The 18,985-nt window shown below is 73.6% G+C and carries 12 protein-coding genes, 1 other RNA gene and 2 pseudogenes; 14 read left to right on the forward strand and 1 reads right to left on the reverse strand.

Annotated elements, in window-relative coordinates; all coding sequences use genetic code 11:
- Nucleotides 1-313: 313 nt before the first annotated feature.
- From OYE22_RS21720 to OYE22_RS21735, 4 genes are all read left to right on the forward strand, one after another.
- Complete coding sequence (locus OYE22_RS21720) at nucleotides 314-2,032, forward strand: serine/threonine-protein kinase (RefSeq protein WP_277321968.1); 1,719 nt, start codon at nucleotides 314-316, stop codon at nucleotides 2,030-2,032.
- Between the two features lie 390 nt (nucleotides 2,033-2,422).
- On the forward strand, nucleotides 2,423-3,724 hold the full coding sequence (locus tag OYE22_RS21725) for a serine/threonine-protein kinase (protein ID WP_277321969.1): 1,302 nt from the start codon (nucleotides 2,423-2,425) through the stop codon (nucleotides 3,722-3,724).
- Between the two features lie 190 nt (nucleotides 3,725-3,914).
- Nucleotides 3,915-5,021 carry a peptide chain release factor 2 gene (prfB, locus tag OYE22_RS21730; RefSeq protein ID WP_277321970.1) on the forward strand — a complete coding sequence of 369 codons (1,107 nt, stop codon included), beginning with the start codon at nucleotides 3,915-3,917 and terminating at the stop codon, nucleotides 5,019-5,021.
- Nucleotides 5,022-5,465: 444 nt separating this feature from the next.
- Nucleotides 5,466-6,257, forward strand: a complete 792-nt coding sequence (locus OYE22_RS21735) for a hypothetical protein (RefSeq protein ID WP_277321971.1) — start codon at nucleotides 5,466-5,468, stop codon at nucleotides 6,255-6,257.
- A 248-nt stretch (nucleotides 6,258-6,505) separates the two neighbouring features.
- On the opposite strand, the gene OYE22_RS21740 is transcribed toward OYE22_RS21735, so the two are convergent.
- A complete protein-coding gene (locus OYE22_RS21740; protein ID WP_277321972.1) occupies nucleotides 6,506-6,694 on the reverse strand; it encodes a hypothetical protein in 189 nt (62 codons plus the stop codon).
- A 312-nt stretch (nucleotides 6,695-7,006) separates the two neighbouring features.
- Between OYE22_RS21740 and ftsE the strand changes: the two genes are divergently transcribed.
- The 10 genes and pseudogenes from ftsE (at nucleotide 7,007) to OYE22_RS21785 (ending at nucleotide 18,862) form a co-directional block, all read left to right on the forward strand.
- Nucleotides 7,007-7,696: a cell division ATP-binding protein FtsE gene (gene ftsE / locus OYE22_RS21745; RefSeq protein WP_176161906.1), complete on the forward strand. Its 690-nt coding sequence runs from the start codon at nucleotides 7,007-7,009 to the stop codon at nucleotides 7,694-7,696.
- Nucleotides 7,697-7,705: 9 nt separating this feature from the next.
- Nucleotides 7,706-8,617, forward strand: coding sequence for a permease-like cell division protein FtsX (gene ftsX, locus OYE22_RS21750; RefSeq protein WP_277321973.1), 912 nt, complete (start codon nucleotides 7,706-7,708; stop codon nucleotides 8,615-8,617).
- 478 nt (nucleotides 8,618-9,095) lie between these two features.
- Nucleotides 9,096-9,236, forward strand: a pseudogene (locus OYE22_RS33470) (PDZ domain-containing protein); the annotation flags it as partial.
- A gap of 444 nt (nucleotides 9,237-9,680) precedes the next feature.
- Nucleotides 9,681-10,334 (forward strand): annotated as a pseudogene (locus OYE22_RS33475) (S41 family peptidase); the annotation flags it as partial.
- 18 nt (nucleotides 10,335-10,352) lie between these two features.
- Nucleotides 10,353-10,832, forward strand: a complete 480-nt coding sequence (smpB, locus tag OYE22_RS21760) for an SsrA-binding protein SmpB (protein WP_176161904.1) — start codon at nucleotides 10,353-10,355, stop codon at nucleotides 10,830-10,832.
- Between the two features lie 137 nt (nucleotides 10,833-10,969).
- Nucleotides 10,970-11,340, forward strand: a transfer-messenger RNA (tmRNA) gene (gene ssrA / locus OYE22_RS21765).
- A gap of 531 nt (nucleotides 11,341-11,871) precedes the next feature.
- Complete coding sequence (locus OYE22_RS21770; protein ID WP_277321975.1) at nucleotides 11,872-13,125, forward strand: uroporphyrinogen-III synthase; 1,254 nt, start codon at nucleotides 11,872-11,874, stop codon at nucleotides 13,123-13,125.
- Nucleotides 13,126-13,302: 177 nt separating this feature from the next.
- Complete coding sequence (locus OYE22_RS21775) at nucleotides 13,303-13,899, forward strand: ABATE domain-containing protein (RefSeq protein WP_277321976.1); 597 nt, start codon at nucleotides 13,303-13,305, stop codon at nucleotides 13,897-13,899.
- Between the two features lie 624 nt (nucleotides 13,900-14,523).
- Nucleotides 14,524-17,013 carry a UvrD-helicase domain-containing protein gene (locus OYE22_RS21780; protein ID WP_277324255.1) on the forward strand — a complete coding sequence of 830 codons (2,490 nt, stop codon included), beginning with the start codon at nucleotides 14,524-14,526 and terminating at the stop codon, nucleotides 17,011-17,013.
- 427 nt (nucleotides 17,014-17,440) lie between these two features.
- Nucleotides 17,441-18,862 (forward strand): NAD-dependent malic enzyme, encoded by a 1,422-nt coding sequence (locus OYE22_RS21785; RefSeq protein ID WP_277321977.1) that lies wholly within the window; start codon nucleotides 17,441-17,443, stop codon nucleotides 18,860-18,862.
- The last annotated feature ends 123 nt before the right edge of the window (nucleotides 18,863-18,985 follow it).

Here is an 18,985-nt window from a genome sequence, read left to right on the forward strand (position 1 = left end):
TCCGGCCGCCCCGATGTCCGGGGCGACCGGCGTCAGCTGGCCAGATCGCGCCGTTCTCGGCCGGCCCGGGAACGCCGGGCCGCCGCAGGTCGCCCCTTCCGCCGGGGGCCGGCCGCCGCGCGAGAGGTCGTCCGGACAGCAACCATCCGGCCACTTCCCGCGTCTTCCCCCGGAGCCCCGCGTGCCAGGGTGCGGCCAGCGGCTCCCCGGTGGTCGCCGACGCGGCACTAGAGTGGGCGGGCGGCCGAGCACAGGGCCACGGAGCTGGGAAACAGACCACGATCAGGTAGACCACGATCAGGGAGCGCATGACGTGCGGCCGGTAGGCAGCAAGTACCTGCTAGAGGAGCCGCTCGGGCGCGGAGCCACTGGCACCGTCTGGCGGGCCCGCCAGCGCGAGGCGGCGGGCGCCGAGGCCGCCGTGGCCGGGCAGCCCGGCGAGACGGTTGCGATCAAGGTCCTCAAGGAGGAGCTGGCGCACGACCCCGAGATCGTCATGCGCTTCCTGCGCGAGCGCTCGGTGCTGCTGCGGCTCACCCACCCGAACATCGTCCGCACCCGCGACCTGGTCGTCGAGGGCGACCTGCTCGCCCTGGTGATGGACCTGGTCGAGGGCCCGGACCTGCACAAGTACCTACAGACCAACGGGCCGTTCACGCCCGTGGCCGCGGCCCTGCTCACCGCGCAGATCGCCGACGCGCTCGCCGCCAGCCACGCCGACGGCGTCGTGCACCGCGACCTCAAGCCCGCCAACGTGCTGGTCGCCACGGGCCCGGACGGCGAGCAGATGCACCCGATGCTCACCGACTTCGGTATCGCGCGCCTCGCCGACTCCCCGGGCCTGACCCGCACCCACGAGTTCGTCGGCACCCCCTCGTACGTGGCGCCCGAGTCCGCCGAGGGCCGGCCGCAGACCTCCGCCGTGGACATCTACGGCGCGGGCATCCTGCTGTACGAACTGGTCACCGGCCGGCCCCCGTTCGCCGGCAACACCGCCCTCGAAGTGCTGCACCGGCACCTGAGCGAGGAGCCGCGCCGGCCGTCGACCGTGCCCGAGCCGCTGTGGATCTGCATAGAGCGCTGCCTGCGCAAGCGGCCCGAGGAGCGGCCCAGCGCGGAGAGCCTGGCCCGCGCGCTGCGCACCGTCGCCGCCGGCGTCGGCGTGCACGCCTCGCCCACCCAGGCCGAGGCCGCGCTCGGCGTCGCCGCGCTGCTCGCCCCCGACCCGAGCCCGGCCCAGGTCCCGGACACCGGCGGCAACGACAACGCCACCCAGGTCCTGTCGGCGGGCGCGGGCGGCTACGACCCGGCCGCCCCGACCAGCGTGCTGCCGCACACCGGCGCCCCGGGCCCGAACGCCGACCCGACCCAGGTGCTGCCCGCCGGCTCCGGTCCGGCCGGCGCCGAAGGCGCCACCCGGGCCATGCCGCCGGTGCCGCCGGGTCCTGGTGGGCAGCCGGGCCAGCCCGACGGCGACCACCCCTGGCAGAACCAGATGCGCGCGGCCCGCGACCGCAACGACCAGACCCAGGTCCAGTACCTCGACCCGAGTCAGGACCCGCTGCGCCGCCGCCCCCAGCGCCGCCCAGGCCCGCAGCAGCCACCGCAGCGGCAGCAGCCCCCGCAGCAGCCGTACGGCCAGCAGCCCTACCCGCCACAGCAGCAACAGCGCGGCCCGGCCCCCGCCCCGTACGCGCCGCAGCAGCCACAGCACCCGCAGCCGCAACAGCCGCGCCGGCGGCAGCAGCAGCCCCAGCCGCAGCGGTACGCGCCCCCGCCGCCGGCCCCCGAGCCCGCGGCGCCGCGCCGCGAGCCGCGCCAGCGCAGCGCCAACGCGATGCGGATTCCGGGCCTGGGCTGCCTCAAGGGCTGCCTGTTCGTGATCATCATCCTGGTCGTCGGCGCCTGGCTGGTCTGGGAGCTGACGCCGTTGCAGGACTGGGTCGCGGACGGGAAGAGCTTCTGGCAGGCGACCAAGGACTGGACCACGGAGGTCAAGGACTGGATCTCCGACCTCGGCGGGCCGAGCTGACCCTCGCCCTGCCCGCCCCGCAGTCCCGCCCCACCTGCCCTACCCGCCCCGCCCGCCTCGCCTCCCCGGCTCCCGAGCCGGTCGGAGGCGAGGCGCGCGGGGTCGTGGGGCGCGTATACCAAACCGCGCGCTGACTGTGGCGATTTGTCGACACCCCAACGGTGTAAATCACCCCGTAGTGGACAGTTGGGCTGCTCCGGGCCCCGCAATCGGCCACCGGCCGCGTAACTTTGTCGCTGCCCCGGCCCACGCGCGTCGGGGCGCGCGGCTGGCGCCGCGCACGGCGTTGAAGCGATGAGCGCGGCCGAGCCCCAACGGCGGTCGGCGGGGCTCGCCGCAGCGCTCAACCGCCGGACCGTTGGACACCCTCAGACGACAGTCGGAGCAGCCTTGGCACGGAAGATCGGTAGCCGGTACACCGCAGGCCAGGTCCTGGGGCGCGGCAGCGTCGGCACGGTGTGGCTGGGCGAGGGTCCCGATGGGCCGGTCGCCATCAAGCTGCTGCGCGAGGAGCTCGCCGCCGACCAGGAACTCGTCGCCCGCTTCGTGCACGAGCGCGCCGCGCTGCTGAGCCTGGACCACCCGCGCGTCGTCGGCGTGCGCGACCTGGTGATCGACGGCAACGACCTCGCCCTGGTCATGGACCTGATCCGGGGCACCGACCTGCGCACCCGGCTCAACCACGAACGCCGCCTCGCCCCCGAGGCGGCCGTCGCGATCGTCGCCGACGTCGCCGACGCGCTCGCCGCCGCCCACGCCGCGCAGATCGTGCACCGCGACGTCAAGCCCGAGAACGTCCTCCTCGACATGCAGGGCCCGCTCGGACCCGGCGGCGCTCACCCCGCGCTGCTCACCGACTTCGGCGTGGCCCGCCTGGTGGACGCGCCGGGCCGACACCGCGCCAAGGAGGGCGCCCGCGCGACCAGCGGCAACAGCGTCATCGGCACCCCCGACTACCTCGCCCCCGAGATCATCGAGGGCCTCCCGCCACGGGCCAGCGTGGACGTGTACGCGCTGGCCACCGTGTTGTACGAACTGCTCGCCGGCTTCACCCCGTTCGGCGGCGGCCACCCCGGCGCGGTGCTGCGGCGCCACGTCACCGAGACCGTGGCCCCGCTGCCCGGCATCCCGGACGAGCTGTGGCAGCTCACCGTCCAGTGCCTGGCCAAGGCCCCGGCCTCCCGGCTGCGCGCCGCCGAGCTGGCCGCCCGGCTGCGCGAACTGCTGCCCAGCCTCGCCGGCATGCCCCCGCTCGACATCGACGAGCCGGGCGACGAGTCGCCGGGTGAGTACGAGGGCGGGTACGGGAGCTACGAGGACGGCGCCGGCGCCGGCGCCCCGCAGCCGCCGGTCGGCGAGCCGCGCCGGCGCGGCGCGGTGCCGCTGGTGCCGGGCGCCGTCGCCGACTCCAGCCGCGACACCCACACCAGCATGCGCGCCCCGACCTCGGCCGAGTTGGCGGGCGGCGCGCACGGCACGGCCCGCGCCCCGCGCGCCAGCGGCCAACGCCGCGCCGGGTCGGCTCGGCACCGCTCGGAGCTGGAGGCGGTGCGCCGCCGCCGGGTCAAGCTCGGCGCCGCCGCGGCTGCCGCCCTCATCGCCGCGGGCGTGGGCGGCTACCTCGCGGTCGGCGGGGACGACGGCGGTGACACCGAGTCCCCCGGCGTGCACCAGTCCGAGCGCACTCCGTAACGGCGCGTGCCGCGCGCGTGCCCGGGCGCCCGCCCCGGGCGCGCTCGAACGGCCCGCCACGCCCGCCACCCCGCCGACGCGGCGCCCCCACACCGTCGCCACCGGCTCATCGTTCCAGCTCAGGGGCGTACGGGCCGGGGTTGGTACGCGGCCGGGCGGGGCGAGGCCGGGTAACCGTTAGGCTGGGGGTGTGGCAGTCGTCGATGTATCCGAAGAGCTGAAGTCCCTCTCCTCCACCATGGGGTCGATCGAGGCGGTCCTCGATCTGGACAAGATGAGGGCCGACATCGCCGTGCTTGAGGAGCAGGCCGCGGCGCCGTCCCTCTGGGACGACCCGGACAACGCGCAGAAGGTGACCAGCCAGCTCTCCTACCTCCAGGGGCAGCTCCGCCGCACCGAGGAACTGCGCGGCCGGATCGACGACCTCGAGGTGCTCTTCGAACTGGCCGAGGCCGAGGACGACGCGGACGCGCGCGCCGAGGCCGAGGCCGAGCTGACCTCGGTCCGCAAGGCGCTGGACGAGATGGAGGTCCGCACGCTGCTGTCCGGTGAGTACGACGCCCGCGAGGCGCTCGTCAACATCCGGGCCGAGGCCGGCGGCGTGGACGCCGCTGACTTCGCCGAGCAGCTCCAGCGGATGTACCTGCGCTGGGCCGAGCGGCACGGCTACAAGACCGAGGTCTACGACACCTCGTACGCCGAGGAGGCGGGCATCAAGTCCTCCACCTTCGCCGTCCAGGTGCCGTACGCGTACGGCACGCTCTCCGTCGAGCAGGGCACCCACCGCCTGGTGCGCATCTCGCCCTTCGACAACCAGGGCCGCCGCCAGACGTCGTTCGCCGGCGTCGAGGTGCTGCCCGTGGTGGAGCAGACCGACCACGTCGAGATCGACGAGTCCGACCTGCGGATCGACGTGTACCGCTCGTCCGGGCCCGGCGGTCAGGGCGTCAACACCACCGACTCGGCGGTGCGCCTCACCCACATCCCCACCGGCATCGTCGTCTCCTGCCAGAACGAGCGCTCGCAGATCCAGAACAAGGCGACCGCGATGAACGTCCTGCAGGCCAAGCTCCTTGAGCGGCGCCGCCAGGAGGACCAGGCCAAGATGGACGCGCTCAAGGGTGACGGCGGCAACTCCTGGGGCAACCAGATGCGTTCGTACGTCCTGCACCCCTACCAGATGGTCAAGGACCTGCGGACCAGCCACGAGGTGGGCAACCCGCAGGCCGTCCTCGACGGCGAGATCGACGGCTTCCTTGAGGCGGGCATCCGCTGGCGCAAGCAGCAGGAGAAGTAGCACCACCACGGCGCGGTGCCACCGCCGCCCCGAGTCACGGCGAGCCGCCGCGTCGACCAGGGGTACGGCGCGAATCCGTCGCCCCCGCTCCACCCACGAAGGGCCCGTCCGCTGCGCGGCGGGCCCTTCCGCTTCCCGCCCGTCGCCCCCTGGCCGCCGGCCGACGGTCTGTCAACGGGCCCGTCCCGGCCGGCATTTAGGTCACGGTTACGTCCCGTGGTGGTCGTCAACTCGCTGCAAGGCGGACATCTCGCACGGAACGACCTTGACGGTGGTGGGTTCAGTGGGAAGGCTGGCGCGCGGCATGCGTATGAATCGGGGCACGTGCGAGTGGGGCCCGCGGCTGGTCTGTTGCAAGGCCCGTGCCGCGAGACGCAGCCCCGGGCCGTGGCCCCGTGCATAGCTGCTCCATTGACGAGTACAGCTACTGGGGGTAGCAGGCAGATGACCAAAAAGACGCGGTTGCGCGTTGCGCGGATCGTCGCGGGCACGGTGATCGCCGCTGGCGCGTCGCTCACCGCGGCGGGCGCCGCTTCGGCCGTCGGCATCGACGTCAACGTGGGCGGGGTGGGAGTCACGGCCGAGGCCGACAAGGACGGGGTGGAGGCGCGCGTCGCGGTGGACGACCCGCCGCCGACCCCCACTCAGGAGCCGACCGGCATCCCGACCGGCGAGCCCACGAAGCCGCCGACGAACCCGCCCACGAACCCGCCGACCAACCCGCCGACGAACCCGCCCACGGGTGAGCCGACGAAGCCGCCGACGAACCCGCCGACGAATCCGCCCACCAACCCGCCGACCAACCCGCCGACGGGTGAGCCGACCAATCCGCCCACCGGCGGCCCGACGACCCCGCCCACCGGTGGTCCGACGAACCCGCCCACGGGTGAGCCCACCGACCCGCCGACCGGCCAGCCCACGGGCCAGCCGACCGGTAGCCCCACCACCCAGCCGACCGCCCCGGGCGGCGGCACCGGTGGCACCGGTGGCGACAACGGTGACAACGCGGGCACCTGCCCGGTCGGCACCGACGGCACCGACTGCGCGGACGACAACACCGACACCGACAGCGCGGGCGCGCGGCCGGTGCAGCAGAGCAAGCCCAAGGAGGAGCTGGCGGAGACCGGCGCCTCCGAGACGACCTTCCTGGTCGTCGGCGCGGCCACCATGATCGCGGGCGGCATCGGCTTCCGCGTCATGCCGCGCCTGATCAGCCGCAACGCCGCCGCGGCCTGACCGAGGCGGTGAGCGGGGCGCGCCACACCGGCTGAGCCGGCGCGCCCCGCGCACACCACCGCACCACGGCGAGGGGTCCACGACGCACTACGCGCCGTGGGCCCCTCGTCGCACTCCGGGCGCCGGCGCGCGCGGCGAAGGGCCGCGCGGGCAGGCGTCAACGCCCGTACGCGTCGAAACGCGTGCGGTACTGGACGGAACGAGTGCGTCGGCTCGGCGGGGCGTCCACCGCGGGCCGTCGTCGTGCGCTAGACGGCCACCTCGTGGGCCACCGCGGCCACCGCGATCAGCGCTATGAGCAGGGCGATCAACGCCGCGGGCGTCAGCCCGGCGAGCGGGCCCTCCTGCCGCGTGCGCCGCTGTGCCCGGCAGACCGGGCAGCGACCCTCGCTGACGGGACTGGCGCAGTTGGCGCAGACAAGCCTGTCGTACGTCATGCGCTCTCCTCCTCCCGCGTGCGGCGCGGCCGCTGTCTTCCCACTGGGCAAACGCTTCGGTACGAGCGCTTGTTCCTCTCCCACTGTGCCAGCTTCCGCCCACTTCGGCGCGCTCCGCGCGAATCGCCCAGCGGGCGGGCCGTACACCGTCCGGGTTGCCGTCGTTTTGTCCCCGGTGCGGCCCGCGATAAACGCTCCAACCACCGACGCCGACTGCGCGCCCCCGCGCGGTTCGCGTATGGTCACGCTCACCGACGGGAGCCGCGCCAGCGGCAGCCCGTACCCCCTATACAGGTCGACCGTGGTGCATTCGTGATCCGATTCGACAACGTCTCCAAGACCTATCCCAAGCAGACCCGCCCCGCGTTGCGTGACGTCTCGCTGGAGATCGCCAAGGGCGAGTTCGTCTTCCTGGTGGGCTCCTCCGGGTCGGGCAAGTCCACCTTCCTGCGGCTGCTGCTGCGCGAGGAGAGGGCCAGCCACGGCGCCGTGCACGTGCTGGGCAAGGACCTCGCGCGGCTGTCCAACTGGAAGGTGCCGCAGATGCGCCGCCAGCTCGGCACGGTCTTCCAGGACTTCCGACTGCTGCCCAACAAGACCGTGGGTGAGAACGTCGCCTTCGCGCTCGAAGTCATCGGCAAGCCGCGCGGCGCCATCCGCAAGACGGTGCCCGAGGTGCTCGACCTGGTCGGCCTCGGCGGCAAGCAGGACCGGATGCCGGGCGAGCTGTCCGGTGGTGAGCAGCAGCGGGTCGCCATCGCCCGCGCGTTCGTCAACCGGCCGATGCTCCTGATCGCGGACGAGCCCACCGGCAACCTCGACCCGCAGACCTCGGTCGGCATCATGAAGCTGCTCGACCGGATCAACAGGACGGGGACGACGGTGGTCATGGCCACCCACGACCAGCAGATCGTCGACCAGATGCGCAAGCGCGTGATCGAACTTGAAAAGGGCCGTCTCGTACGCGACCAGTCGCGCGGCGTCTACGGCTACCAGCACTGAAAGGACGCCATGCGCGCCCAGTTCGTCCTGTCGGAGATCGGCGTCGGTCTCCGCCGCAATCTGACGATGACCTTCGCCGTGATCGTCTCCGTGGCCCTCTCCCTGGCGTTGTTCGGGGCGTCCCTGCTGATGAGCGAGCAGGTCGACTCGATGAAGGGCTACTGGTACGACAAGGTCAACGTATCGATCTTCCTCTGCAACAAGAACGACAAGGAGACCTCGCCCAACTGTGAGAAGGGCGCCGTCACCGACGACCAGAAGAAGGAGATCCGCTCCGAGCTGGAGCGGATGAACCTCGTCGAGACGGTGCACTTCGAGAGCAGCGAGGAGGCGTTCAAGCACTACAAGGAGGAGTTCGGCGACTCCCCGCTGGCCAGCTCGCTGACCGCCGACCAGATGCAGGAGTCGTTCCGGGTCAAGCTCAAGGACCCCGAGCAGTACAAGGTCATCTCCAGCGCCTTCGCCGCCAGACCGGGCGTCCAGGAGGTGCAGGACCAGAAAGCCGTGCTCGAACCCCTCTTCAACCTGCTCAGCGGCATGAACTTCGCGGCGCTCGGGGTGATGGCGCTGATGCTCGTGGTCGCGTTGCTCCTGATCGTCAACACGGTGCGCGTCTCGGCGTTCAGCCGCCGCCGCGAGACCGGCATCATGCGGCTCGTGGGCGCCTCCAGCTTCTACATCCAGATGCCGTTCATCATGGAAGCGGCCATCGCCGGCCTGATCGGCGCGGTGCTCGCCTGCGTGCTGCTGGTCACCGGACAGCAGGTGCTGGTGAACGGCTGGCTCGCGGACCACATCAGCGTCATCGACTTCATCGGCTGGGACGCGGTGGTCTCCAAGCTCCCGCTGGTGCTCGCGATCGGCCTGCTCATGCCCGCTCTTGCCGCCTTCTTCGCGTTGCGCAAGTACCTCAAGGTGTGACGTACGCCCAGGGCGCCGTACGGCCAACACCCCGTGCGGCGCCCGGCCGTGGCCTAGACTCGCCGGCATGTCGGGCCTGTGGATGAATCGTCCGCTCCGCTCCGCTCCGGCTGGCAGACAGCCCGTGGACGCCGAGCCCCGGCCTCGCCGTACCCATCGCGGGGCCGCCCTGTCCCTGGTGTTCGCCAGCGTCCTCGCGACCGGCGCGGCCACCGGCACCTGGACCGAGGAGTCCGCCTCGGCGGAGCAGTCGCGGCGCGCCCCCCACCTCCCCGCGGACCCCGCCACCAACTCCCGCCCCGCCGCCGGCTCGCACGGCGGCGCCCCCGCGGCGTCCCCGCCCGAGCACGAGGGCGCCACGCGCGAGGTGAGCCGCAGCGGCGACCGCTGGAGTTCCGTCTACTCGCCGCGCGAGTACGAGGGGTACCAGCGCGGCCTCGAAGGCCAGTACGTGGGCGTCGGGCTGTGGGCGCGCCGGATGCCGGACGGGGCCGTCGTGGTGGACCGGGTCCAGCCCGGCAGCCCGGCGGGCCGAGCCGGGGTCCGCCCCGGCGACCGACTCAGATCCGTCGACGGCGTGCCCGTCACGGGCAGACCCGTCACCGAGGTCGTCGCCCGACTGCGCGGCGACCTCCCGGCCGAGGAGCCGACGGCCGCCGAAGCCGAACACGGCGAGCCCCCTCTGGCCCGCCGGGCGGCGACCCCCGGCGCCGACCGGGAACCGGCCCAAGACGCCGAGCGGCCCGCCCCCCCGGGAACGGCGCAGCGGGCCACGGGGACGACCCCCGGCGGCGACACCACGGCCCCCCAGGACACGGCCCCGCCGGCGGACGTGGACCCGGCCGACCCCGCCGACCCGGCGGCCGAGCCGCCGCAGGGCTCTCCGGAGCACGCCGAGGGAGGCCACGCCGGGCCGGGCCAGGGCGCCGCGACCAGTGACACCGAGGACGCCGCGCGGCCACCCCGCGACACGGGGGACGGCGCCGCGGACCGCCGGGGCACGGCCCAGCGCGCGACCAGGTCGGGCGACCACGCGGGCCCCGAGGCCGCGAGCGGCCCGGCCGGCAGCCGGGTGGTGCTGGGCCTGGAGCGCGCGGGCCGCCAGTGGACCGAGTCCCTGCGCCGCTCCCGGCTCGTCACCAGGAACGTCACGGTGGGCCGGCTCACCAGCGGCGAACCCGACGCGACCCGGATCAAGGTCGACGCCTTCACCAAGAACACCGGCGAACAGGTCCGCGAGGCGGTGCGCGCGGCCCCCGAGGGCGACGCGCTCCTGCTCGACCTGCGCGGCAACTCCGGTGGCCTGGTCACCGAGGCCGCGACCGCGGCCTCCGCCTTCCTCGACGGCGGCCTCGTCGCCACCTACGACGTGCGCGGAGAGCAGCGGGTGGTCAACGCCGAGCCCGGCGGCGACACCCAGACCCCGCTGGTGGTGCTGGTGGACGGCGGCACGATGAGCGCCGGTGAGCTGCTGACCGGGGCGTTGCAGGACCGGGGTCGGGCCGTCGTGATTGGCTCGCGAACCTTCGGCAAGGGCTCGGTCCAGATGCCCACCGAGCGCCCGGACGGCTCGGTAGCCCAGGAGACCGTGGGCCACTACCGCACCCCCGTGGGGCGAGGAGTCGAGGGCGTGGGCATCACCCCCGACCTGACCGTGGGCGACGACGCCGAACAGCGGGCCCAGTCAGTATTGAGTGGCCTCGGGGGCGGGGCCTAGTGCGACAATGGCCGCGCTATGGCTAAAGAGACGGGACGCAAGCTGATCGCGCAGCACAAGAAGGCGCGACACGACTACCACATCCTCGACACGTACGAGTGCGGCCTGGTGCTGACCGGCACCGAGGTCAAGTCGCTACGTCAGGGCCGGGCCTCCCTCGTGGACGGCTTCGTGCAGATCGACGGCCACGAGGCGTGGCTGCACAACGTGCACGTGCCGGAGTACACCCAGGGCACCTGGACCAACCACTCGGCCCGGCGCAAGCGCAAGCTGCTGCTCCACCGGGCGGAGATCGACAAGCTGGAGTCGAAGTCCCAGGAGACGGGCCACACCATCGTCCCGCTGGCCCTGTACTTCAAGGACGGCCGGGCCAAGGTCGAGATCGCGTTGGCCAAGGGCAAGAAGGAGTACGACAAGCGGCAGACGCTGCGCGAGAAGCAGGACCAGCGCGAGGCACAGCGCGCCATCTCGGCCGTACGCCGCCGCCAGCGGGCCTGACGCACACCGTTCGGCCGACGTTCCGCCCGAGGGCCGCGGGAATAGGCTGGCACGTACGGTTGCTGTTCACGTACGATGGCACTCGCCCCGCTCAGTCGGGGCACCCCCGCAAGGGGAGCGCATTGAAAACACCACATGGGGATGATCGGTTTCGACAGCGGCTGTCGAAGCAGGGGAAGCGTGTCGAGAAAGCGGCAATGATCTCGTAAACCATATGCCGAAAACAATAATCGCCAATTCCAAGCGCGATTCCTTCGCCCTCGCTGCCTAAGTAGCGACTGCGCGAAGTGTCAGCCCGGGGCTGTTCCCGACCCGGATCCTGGCATCAGCTAGGGAACTAAACCACCAGATCCGGCCACGGGGTCTGGTGGGAAACCAAACAGTGGCTGGGCCCGTCGGAGACTTGTTCGCGTGATCTCCGGGGCCGAGAAAAGCGCAGCGAACTGCACACGGAGAAGCCCTGATTCCGCACCGTTGGACGCGGGTTCGATTCCCGCCATCTCCACGAAGGCGAGAGGCGAGGTGTGCCTGCGGAAAGCGCAGGCGGCCTCGCCTTCGTCGTTTCTGCGCGGACTTCGTCCGCGCGGGCGGGGGCTTCGCCACCCGCGGCCCCCCGGGGGTGGGTGGGTGGTTGCGGTGGGTGGTCGGGTTGCGGGTGTTGGTGGCGAGGTCCTTGGGCCTCGCTTTTTTGTTGGGCTGGCGTGGACTTCGTCCTACGCGCGGGGTGGCCAGGGGTGGGGGTGCGTGGACTTCGTCCTACGCGGTGAGGCGGGGGCGCGTGGACTTCGTCCTACGCGGGGGAGGCCAGCGGGTGGGGGCGCGTGAGCTTCGTTCTACGCGGGGGCGGTCGCGGTGTGGGGGTGGGCATCGGTCGTGGATGCTTGGGCGTCGGCCTTTGGCGGGTGTTGTGGTGGGTGCCGGTGGCGTATCGGGCGGGAAATACTGGCGGATCGAGTCCGCCGAGGCGTTGGTGGGCTCGGATCTCGGCGTCGGCCAGGGCCGGGCGGCGCGCGGTGGACGACGGGTAGGGGCGAGGCAGATGCAGGCGGATCACGACCAGCCGACCGGAGCCGACGGGGCGAGCGGGCCCGAGCGGCACGGCGGGGGCGAGGCGGGCGTGCGGGAAGACGGGGACCAGGAGCGGGGTGCGGGGCGCGGGGGGACGCCGCTCGTCGGGTTCACCGTCGGCGTGACGGCGGCCCGGCGCGCGGAGGAGTTGATCGCGCTCGTGGAGCGGCGCGGTGCCACGGTGGTGCACGCGCCCGCGATGCGTACCGTCCCCCTCGCCGACGACGGTGAACTCCGTTCCGCCACCCGGCAGTTGGTCGAGCGCGCGCCCGACGTGGTGATCGCCACCACCGCCGTCGGCTTCCGTGGCTGGGCCGAGGCCGCCGACGGCTGGGGCCTGGGTGACGCGCTCCTCGACCGGTTCCGCGGCGCGGAGCTGTTGGCCCGCGGGCCCAAGGTGCGCGGCGCGATCCGGGCCGCCGGCCTGACCGAGGACTGGTCGCCCGCCTCCGAATCGATGGCCGAGGTGCTCGACCGGTTGCTGGCCAACGGCGTGGCCGGGCGTCGGATCGCGGTGCAGTTGCACGGCGAGCCGCTCACGGAGTTCGTGGCGGCGCTGCGGGACGCGGGCGCCGACGTGGTCGGGGTGCCCGTCTACCGGTGGCTGCCGCCCGAGGACCCGGGCCCGCTCGACGGGCTGATCGACGCCGCGGTCGCCCGTACCGTGGACGCGATCACCTTCACCAGCGCGCCCGCCGCCACCAGCCTGCTGGACCGGGCCCACCAGCGTGGCCTGCGTGACGCGCTGGTGGACGCGCTGCGCCGCGACGTGCTGGCGGCCTGCGTCGGCCCGGTCACCGCGCGGCCGCTGGCCGCGTACGAGGTGCCCACCGCGGCGCCCGAGCGGTTCCGGCTCGGGCCGCTGGTGCAGTTGCTGTGCCAGGAGCTTCCGGCGCGGGCGCCGGTGCTGCGGGTCGGGGGGCACGGTGTGGCGGTGCGGGGGCGGGTGGCCCTCGTGGACGGCGAGCCGCGTGCGGTGACGCCGGCCCAGGCCGCCCTGTTGCGCGCGCTTTCCCGCCGCCCGGGCCAGGTGGTGGCGTCGGCCGAGCTGTCGCGCGCGCTGCCCGACCCGGTGGGCGGCGAGGGCGCGGTCGGGGCGGCGGTGGCCGGGCTGGACGCCGCGCTCGGCGTGTCGGGGTTGGTCGAGGCCGTCGCCGACGGTGGGTACCGGCTGGCGGCGCCGGAGCCGGACCCGGACGCAGGGGCGTGGCTCGGCGACGCCTAGCGCGCCGGGGCGCCGCGGCCCGAAGCCGCCCGTGGCCGGGTGGGGCCGTGGCGTGTCGCGCTCGGGTGTGTCGGGAGGGTTCCGGCCGGGGGCCGGGGGCGGCACTCTGGAAGCGGAGGTTCCTCGCGGGCGTCCGGTGGCACCGTGCGGCCCGGGCACTGAGGGAGTGGTGGGCGGATGGCGGTCTCGGCCTCTTACGAGCTGCGTTTCGATGCCGGACGGGTCTGTCTCGACCTGGTGGCCACGGTCGGCGGCCGGCTCGGCGACGAGCCCGTCGAGCGGCTTGACGAGCCCGGCCGGCTCGGCCAGTGGCTGCTCGGCGCGGGTCTGCTGCCGCCGGGCGTACGCCTGGACGCCGTGGACGCCGGTTGGCTCGCCCGCTTCCACGCGCTGCGGGACCTGCTGGGCCGCGTCGTGCGCGCCGAACTCGACGGGCGGGCCACCGACGCCGACGTGGCCCGGGTCAACGCGCTGGCCAGCGCCGCGCCGCCGGTCGTGCGGGCGGTGCGGGCCGCGGACGGCACCCTGGTGCGTACGCTCGCCGCCCGCCCCGACTGCGGCGCGCTGCTCGCCCAGATCGCCAGGGACGCGGTGGACCTGCTCACCGACCAGCGGGCGCGCGGGCAGTTGCGCCGCTGCGAGGGGGAGGCGTGTGCGGTGATCTACCTCGACACCTCGCGCGGCCGGCGCCGCCGTTGGTGCTCCAGCGAGGTGTGCGGCAACCGGGAGCGGGTGGCCCGCCACCGCAGACGCGCGGTGGCCGCCCGGAGCTGACCGCGTGAGGCGTTCGCCGTGCGCGAGGCGGAGTCGGACGTTCCTGATGTGTCATCAATTAATGGACGCACAACAGGAGTTGATGTGAGAACGTGGAGGAGCCACAGGCCCCGGTCGGGGGTCCGGGGCCTGTGTGCGCGGGTCTGCGGTGCCTTCATGTCCTGGCCGCTACGGGTGGTGAACTGACCGCCGCGTAACGGAAGGTGAAGGCGGCCGGCCCCATGCCTGGCCGCCCGCGCCCCGGGCGGCAGCCGGGCGGCCTTCCGGGTGTGATCCCGCCCCCTGACGTGCGCCCCCGCGTGGCCGCCTCCGAGGCTGGGCCCGGGTCGGCGCGTGAGGCCGAGCCCGAGGCCCGGGGCCCGCGCGCGGCCCCAGGTGCCGGCTCGGGCGGCTCGCGGCGCGGTGCCGAGCCGGTGCGGGTGGCGCCGCGAGGGCGGCGGAGTGGCCGCGTGCTCCACTGGGCGGGCACCGAGGCGTGCGCGGAGTGCCCCGGTTCGCGTACGGTTGACGGCTGCCCTACGCACACAGAAGGGGGCCTGGGTGGCCGCGCACAACGCCACGCACGCAGCATCCGTCACGTCCCGGCACGCCGAGCCCGGGAACGAGGGTGCCCGTGACCGGGAGATCCGGGTCGAGCAGCGACATCTCAACCGGGTCTACCGGCGTCTTGAGGAGAAGATCCACGAGGCCGAGTACCTGATGGACGACGCGGCCAAGGGGGGTCAGGTGGGCACGCCCGGCGCGCTCGCCGAGCGCGACGCGCAGGTCTTCCGCGCCGGGGTTCACCTGAACCGGTTGAACAACGAGTTTGAGGACTTCCTCTTCGGCCGCATCGACCTGCTGCTCGGCAAGGACGGCAAGCGCGGCCCGGACGGCGCGTACACCTCCGTCGAGCCCGCGGACGACGCCGTACGCGCCGACGACGCCGGCGAGCCGCACGCCGACATCGCCGAGACGCTGCACATCGGGCGGCTCGGCGTGCTCGACGCCGAGTACACGCCGCTGGTCATCGACTGGCGCGCGCCGGCGGCCGCGCCGTTCTACCGGGCGACCCCGGTCGCTCCGGGGCGGGTGGTGCGCCGGCGCGTCATCCGCAGCAAGGGGCGCAAGGTGCTCAGCGTGGAGGACGACCTGCTCCGCCCCGAGCTGACCGCCTCGCTCGACGGGGAGCCCCTGTCGATCATCGGCGACGGTGCCCTGATGGCCGCGCTCGGCCGGGCCCGCGGGCACACCATGCGCGACATCGTCTCCTCCATCCAGGCCGAACAGGACCTGGTGATCCGCGCGCCGGCCAACTCCGTGACCGAGGTCGAGGGCGGGCCCGGCACCGGCAAGACCGCCGTGGCCCTGCACCGCGCCGCCTACCTGCTGTACCAGGACCGGCGCCGGTACGCGGGCGGCATCCTCATCGTCAGCCCGACCCCGCTGCTCGTCGCGTACACCGAGGGCGTGCTGCCCTCGCTCGGTGAGGAGGGGCAGGTCGCCATCCGGGCGCTCGGCTCCCTCTCCGAGGCGGCCGAGCCGTCCGAGCGGGGCGGCGCCGGTGGCAGTGGTGCGCCGGCGTACGACGAGCCGGCCGTGGCCCGGGTCAAGGGCTCCATCCGGATGGCGAAGGTGCTGCGCAAGGCGGCCAGGGGCGCGCTCACGCTGCCCGCGCCCACGCCGCTGACCGGCGCCGACGAGGACGGCGAGGGGGAGGGGCAGCTCAGCTTCGACGGGCTCGGCGCCGAAGGCCAGCGCGCGGACGCCGGACCGCCCGACCGCCTGCGGGTGGTGGCGTTCGGCGCCCGGATCGAGTTGGACGCGCAGAAGCTGCGGCAGATCCGGCAGGCGGTGCTCAGCGGCTCCGCGCCGGTGAACCTGATGCGCCCGCGCGCGAGACGGCTGTTGCTCGACGCGCTGTGGTCGGCCTCGGGCGGGCCGCGCCGCTACCAGGACCCGGAGTTGGCGGCCGAGGCGCGCGAGGCGTTCGACGAGGACATCGCGACCGAGACGGAGTTCACCGACTTCCTCGCCGCGTGGTGGCCCGAGTTGACGCCGCGCCGGGTGCTGGCCGCGATGGCCGACGAGAAGCGGCTGGCCCGCTGGTCGGGGGCGGGCGGTGGCGGCCGGGGCCGGGTGCTGACCCAGCGCGAGGTGCGGCTGGTCGCCCGCTCGCTGCGGCGCCTGGCCCCCGACGGCAGCGGCCCGCTGTCGGTGCACGACGTGGCCCTCGTCGACGAGTTGCACATGCTGCTCGGCACCCCGGCCCGGCCCCGTAGGCGCGAGGCGGACCCGTTGGACCAGCTCACCGGCCTGGAGGAGCTGTCCACCTACGCCGACCGGTTCGCCAGCCGGCCCAGCCAGGCGGAGCGGCTTGAGCGGCTGCGGGAGGAGGGGCGCACGGACTACGCGCACATCATCGTGGACGAGGCGCAGGACCTGACGCCCATGCAGTGGCGCATGGTGGGGCGGCGGGGCCGGCAGGCCACCTGGACGGTGGTCGGCGATCCGGCGCAGAGTTCCTGGTCCGATCCGGACGAGGCCGCCGCCGCCCGCGACGAGGCGCTGGGCACCCGCCCGCGGCGCCGCTTCCAGCTCACCGTGAACTACCGCAACCCGGCCGAGGTCGCCGAGTTGGCGGCCAGGGTGCTGGCCCTCGCGATGCCCGGCACGGTGCCCCCGACCGCCGTCCGTTCCACCGGTCTCACCCCGCGCTTCGTGGTGCTCGGCGACGACCCGGGCGCCGTGCTGCGCGCGGAGGTGCGGCGGCTGTTGGATGAGGTGGACGGCACGGTCGGCGTGGTGGTCGCGATGGAGCGGCGCGGCGAGGCCCGCGCCTGGCTGGCGGAGCTGACCGGGGGCGACACGGACGCTGGTGCCGCCGCCGGCGCGGGCGTCGGCGACGCGGGCGAGCCGCGCGGCCGGGTCGTGGTGCTCGGCAGCCTGGAGGCCAAGGGTCTGGAGTACGACGCCACGGTGGTGGTCTCGCCGGCGGAGATCGCCGACGAGTCCCCGGCCGGGCTGCGCGTGCTGTACGTGGCGCTGACGCGGGCCACCCAGCGACTGACCGTGCTCTCCGGCGAGCGGGACGAGCCCGACGCCGCGGGCGTGCCGGACCTGCTGCGGGACTAGCCGCCAACCGGACCGCGCTTGGCCCCGGGCGGCGTCCGCCCGGGGCCGGAACGCGCGTCGGGCGCCTCACCTGGGTGAGGCGCCCGATCCGAACGCTTAGGTGACGCCGACCCGCCATGCTCGCCTCGCGGCAAGTGGTCGCTCGTAGCGACGATGGTTGGGCCCGGGGGCTTGGATCGGGCCGGCGTCACCTCAAGGCTAACAAACTCGGCGCGGAAGCCCATCCCGTCCGGAGATGCCGTCGTAGAGGGCCGGAAATGACTTCCGGGCGGTTCAGATGATCTCGTATCGTGGAAAGCCGTTTCCGCCATCTGCTGGACGTGGGGTGGTTACCGAGTACCGACTGGTAAGTGGGAGCATCAACAGACGCGGCCCGCCCGGCGTGGCCGCGTTCCAAGGGAACAAGGGAAAGCAGAGGAAGTCGGCCATGGCAACGGCGCCTAGCGTCTCGTACTCGATGACGGTCCGGCTGGAGGTCCCCGCGAGCGGGACCGCGGTCAGCCAGCTCACCACCGCCGTGGAGTCCTCCGGCGGATCGGTCACCGGCCTCGACGTCACCGCCTCGGGACACGAGAAGCTGCGGATCGACGTCACCATCGCCGCGACGTCCACCGCGCACGCCGACGAGATCGTCGAGAAGCTGCGCGGCATCGAGGGCGTGGCCCTGGGCAAGGTCTCGGACCGTACGTTCCTCATGCACCTCGGCGGCAAGATCGAGATGTCGTCCAAGCACCCGATCCGCAACCGTGACGACCTCTCCATGATCTACACACCCGGCGTCGCCCGGGTCTGCCAGGCCATCGCCGAGAATCCCGAGGACGCGCGCCGGCTCACCATCAAGCGCAACAGCGTCGCCGTGGTCACCGACGGCTCCGCCGTGCTCGGCCTCGGCAACATCGGTCCCAAGGCCGCGCTGCCGGTCATGGAGGGCAAGGCCGCGCTGTTCAAGCGGTTCGCCGGGATCGACGCGTGGCCGCTGTGCCTGGACACCCAGGACACCGACGCCATCGTGGAGATCGTCAAGGCCGTCGCGCCGGGCTTCGCCGGCATCAACCTGGAGGACATCTCGGCGCCCCGCTGCTTCGAGATCGAGGCCCGGCTGCGCGAGGCGCTCGATATCCCGGTCTTCCACGACGACCAGCACGGCACGGCCATCGTGGTGCTCGCGGCGCTGACCAACGCGCTGCGCGTGGTGGGCAAGAAGACCGAGGACGTACGGGTCGTCATGTCCGGCGCGGGCGCGGCCGGTACGGCCATCCTGAAGCTGCTCATCGCGGCCGGCGTGCGGCACGCGGTCGTCGCCGACATCCACGGCGTGGTGCACTCCGGGCGGCACGACCTCGTGGACGCCGACCCGGACTCGCCGCTGCGCTGGATCGCGGACAACACCAACCCGGAGAACGTCACCGGCACCCTCAAGGAGGCCGTCGTCGGCGCGGACGTCTTCATCGGCGTCAGCGCGCCCAACGTGCTCGGCGGCGAGGACGTGGCCGCGATGGCCGAGGGCGCGATCGTCTTCGCGCTGGCCAACCCGGACCCCGAGGTGGACCCGGCGGTGGCCAGGCAGACCGCGTCCGTGGTCGCCACGGGCCGCTCGGACTTCCCGAACCAGATCAACAACGTGCTCGTCTTCCCGGGCGTCTTCCGCGGTCTGCTCGACGCGCAGTCACGCACGGTGAACACGAAGATGATGCTGGCCGCCGCCCGGGCCCTGGCCGACGTGGTGCTCGACGACGAACTGAACGCGAACTACATCATCCCGTCCGTCTTCAACGACAAGGTCGCGGGCGCGGTGGCCGGTGCCGTACGGGACGCCGCCAAGGCTGTGACCGGCACCACGGCGGTCTAGGCACGGCGCGTCGCGGTGCGAGGGGTCGCTCGGGCGGCCGTAGGGTGGCGGGCAGCACAACGGCCGCAGCCCCTGAGCAAGACGCGAAGCGAACCCTGCGGTGTGCTGCCAGGAGCGGACGGA

Source organism: Streptomyces sp. 71268, from assembly GCF_029392895.1.
In the GTDB taxonomy this organism is placed as follows: Bacteria; Actinomycetota; Actinomycetes; order Streptomycetales; family Streptomycetaceae; genus Streptomyces.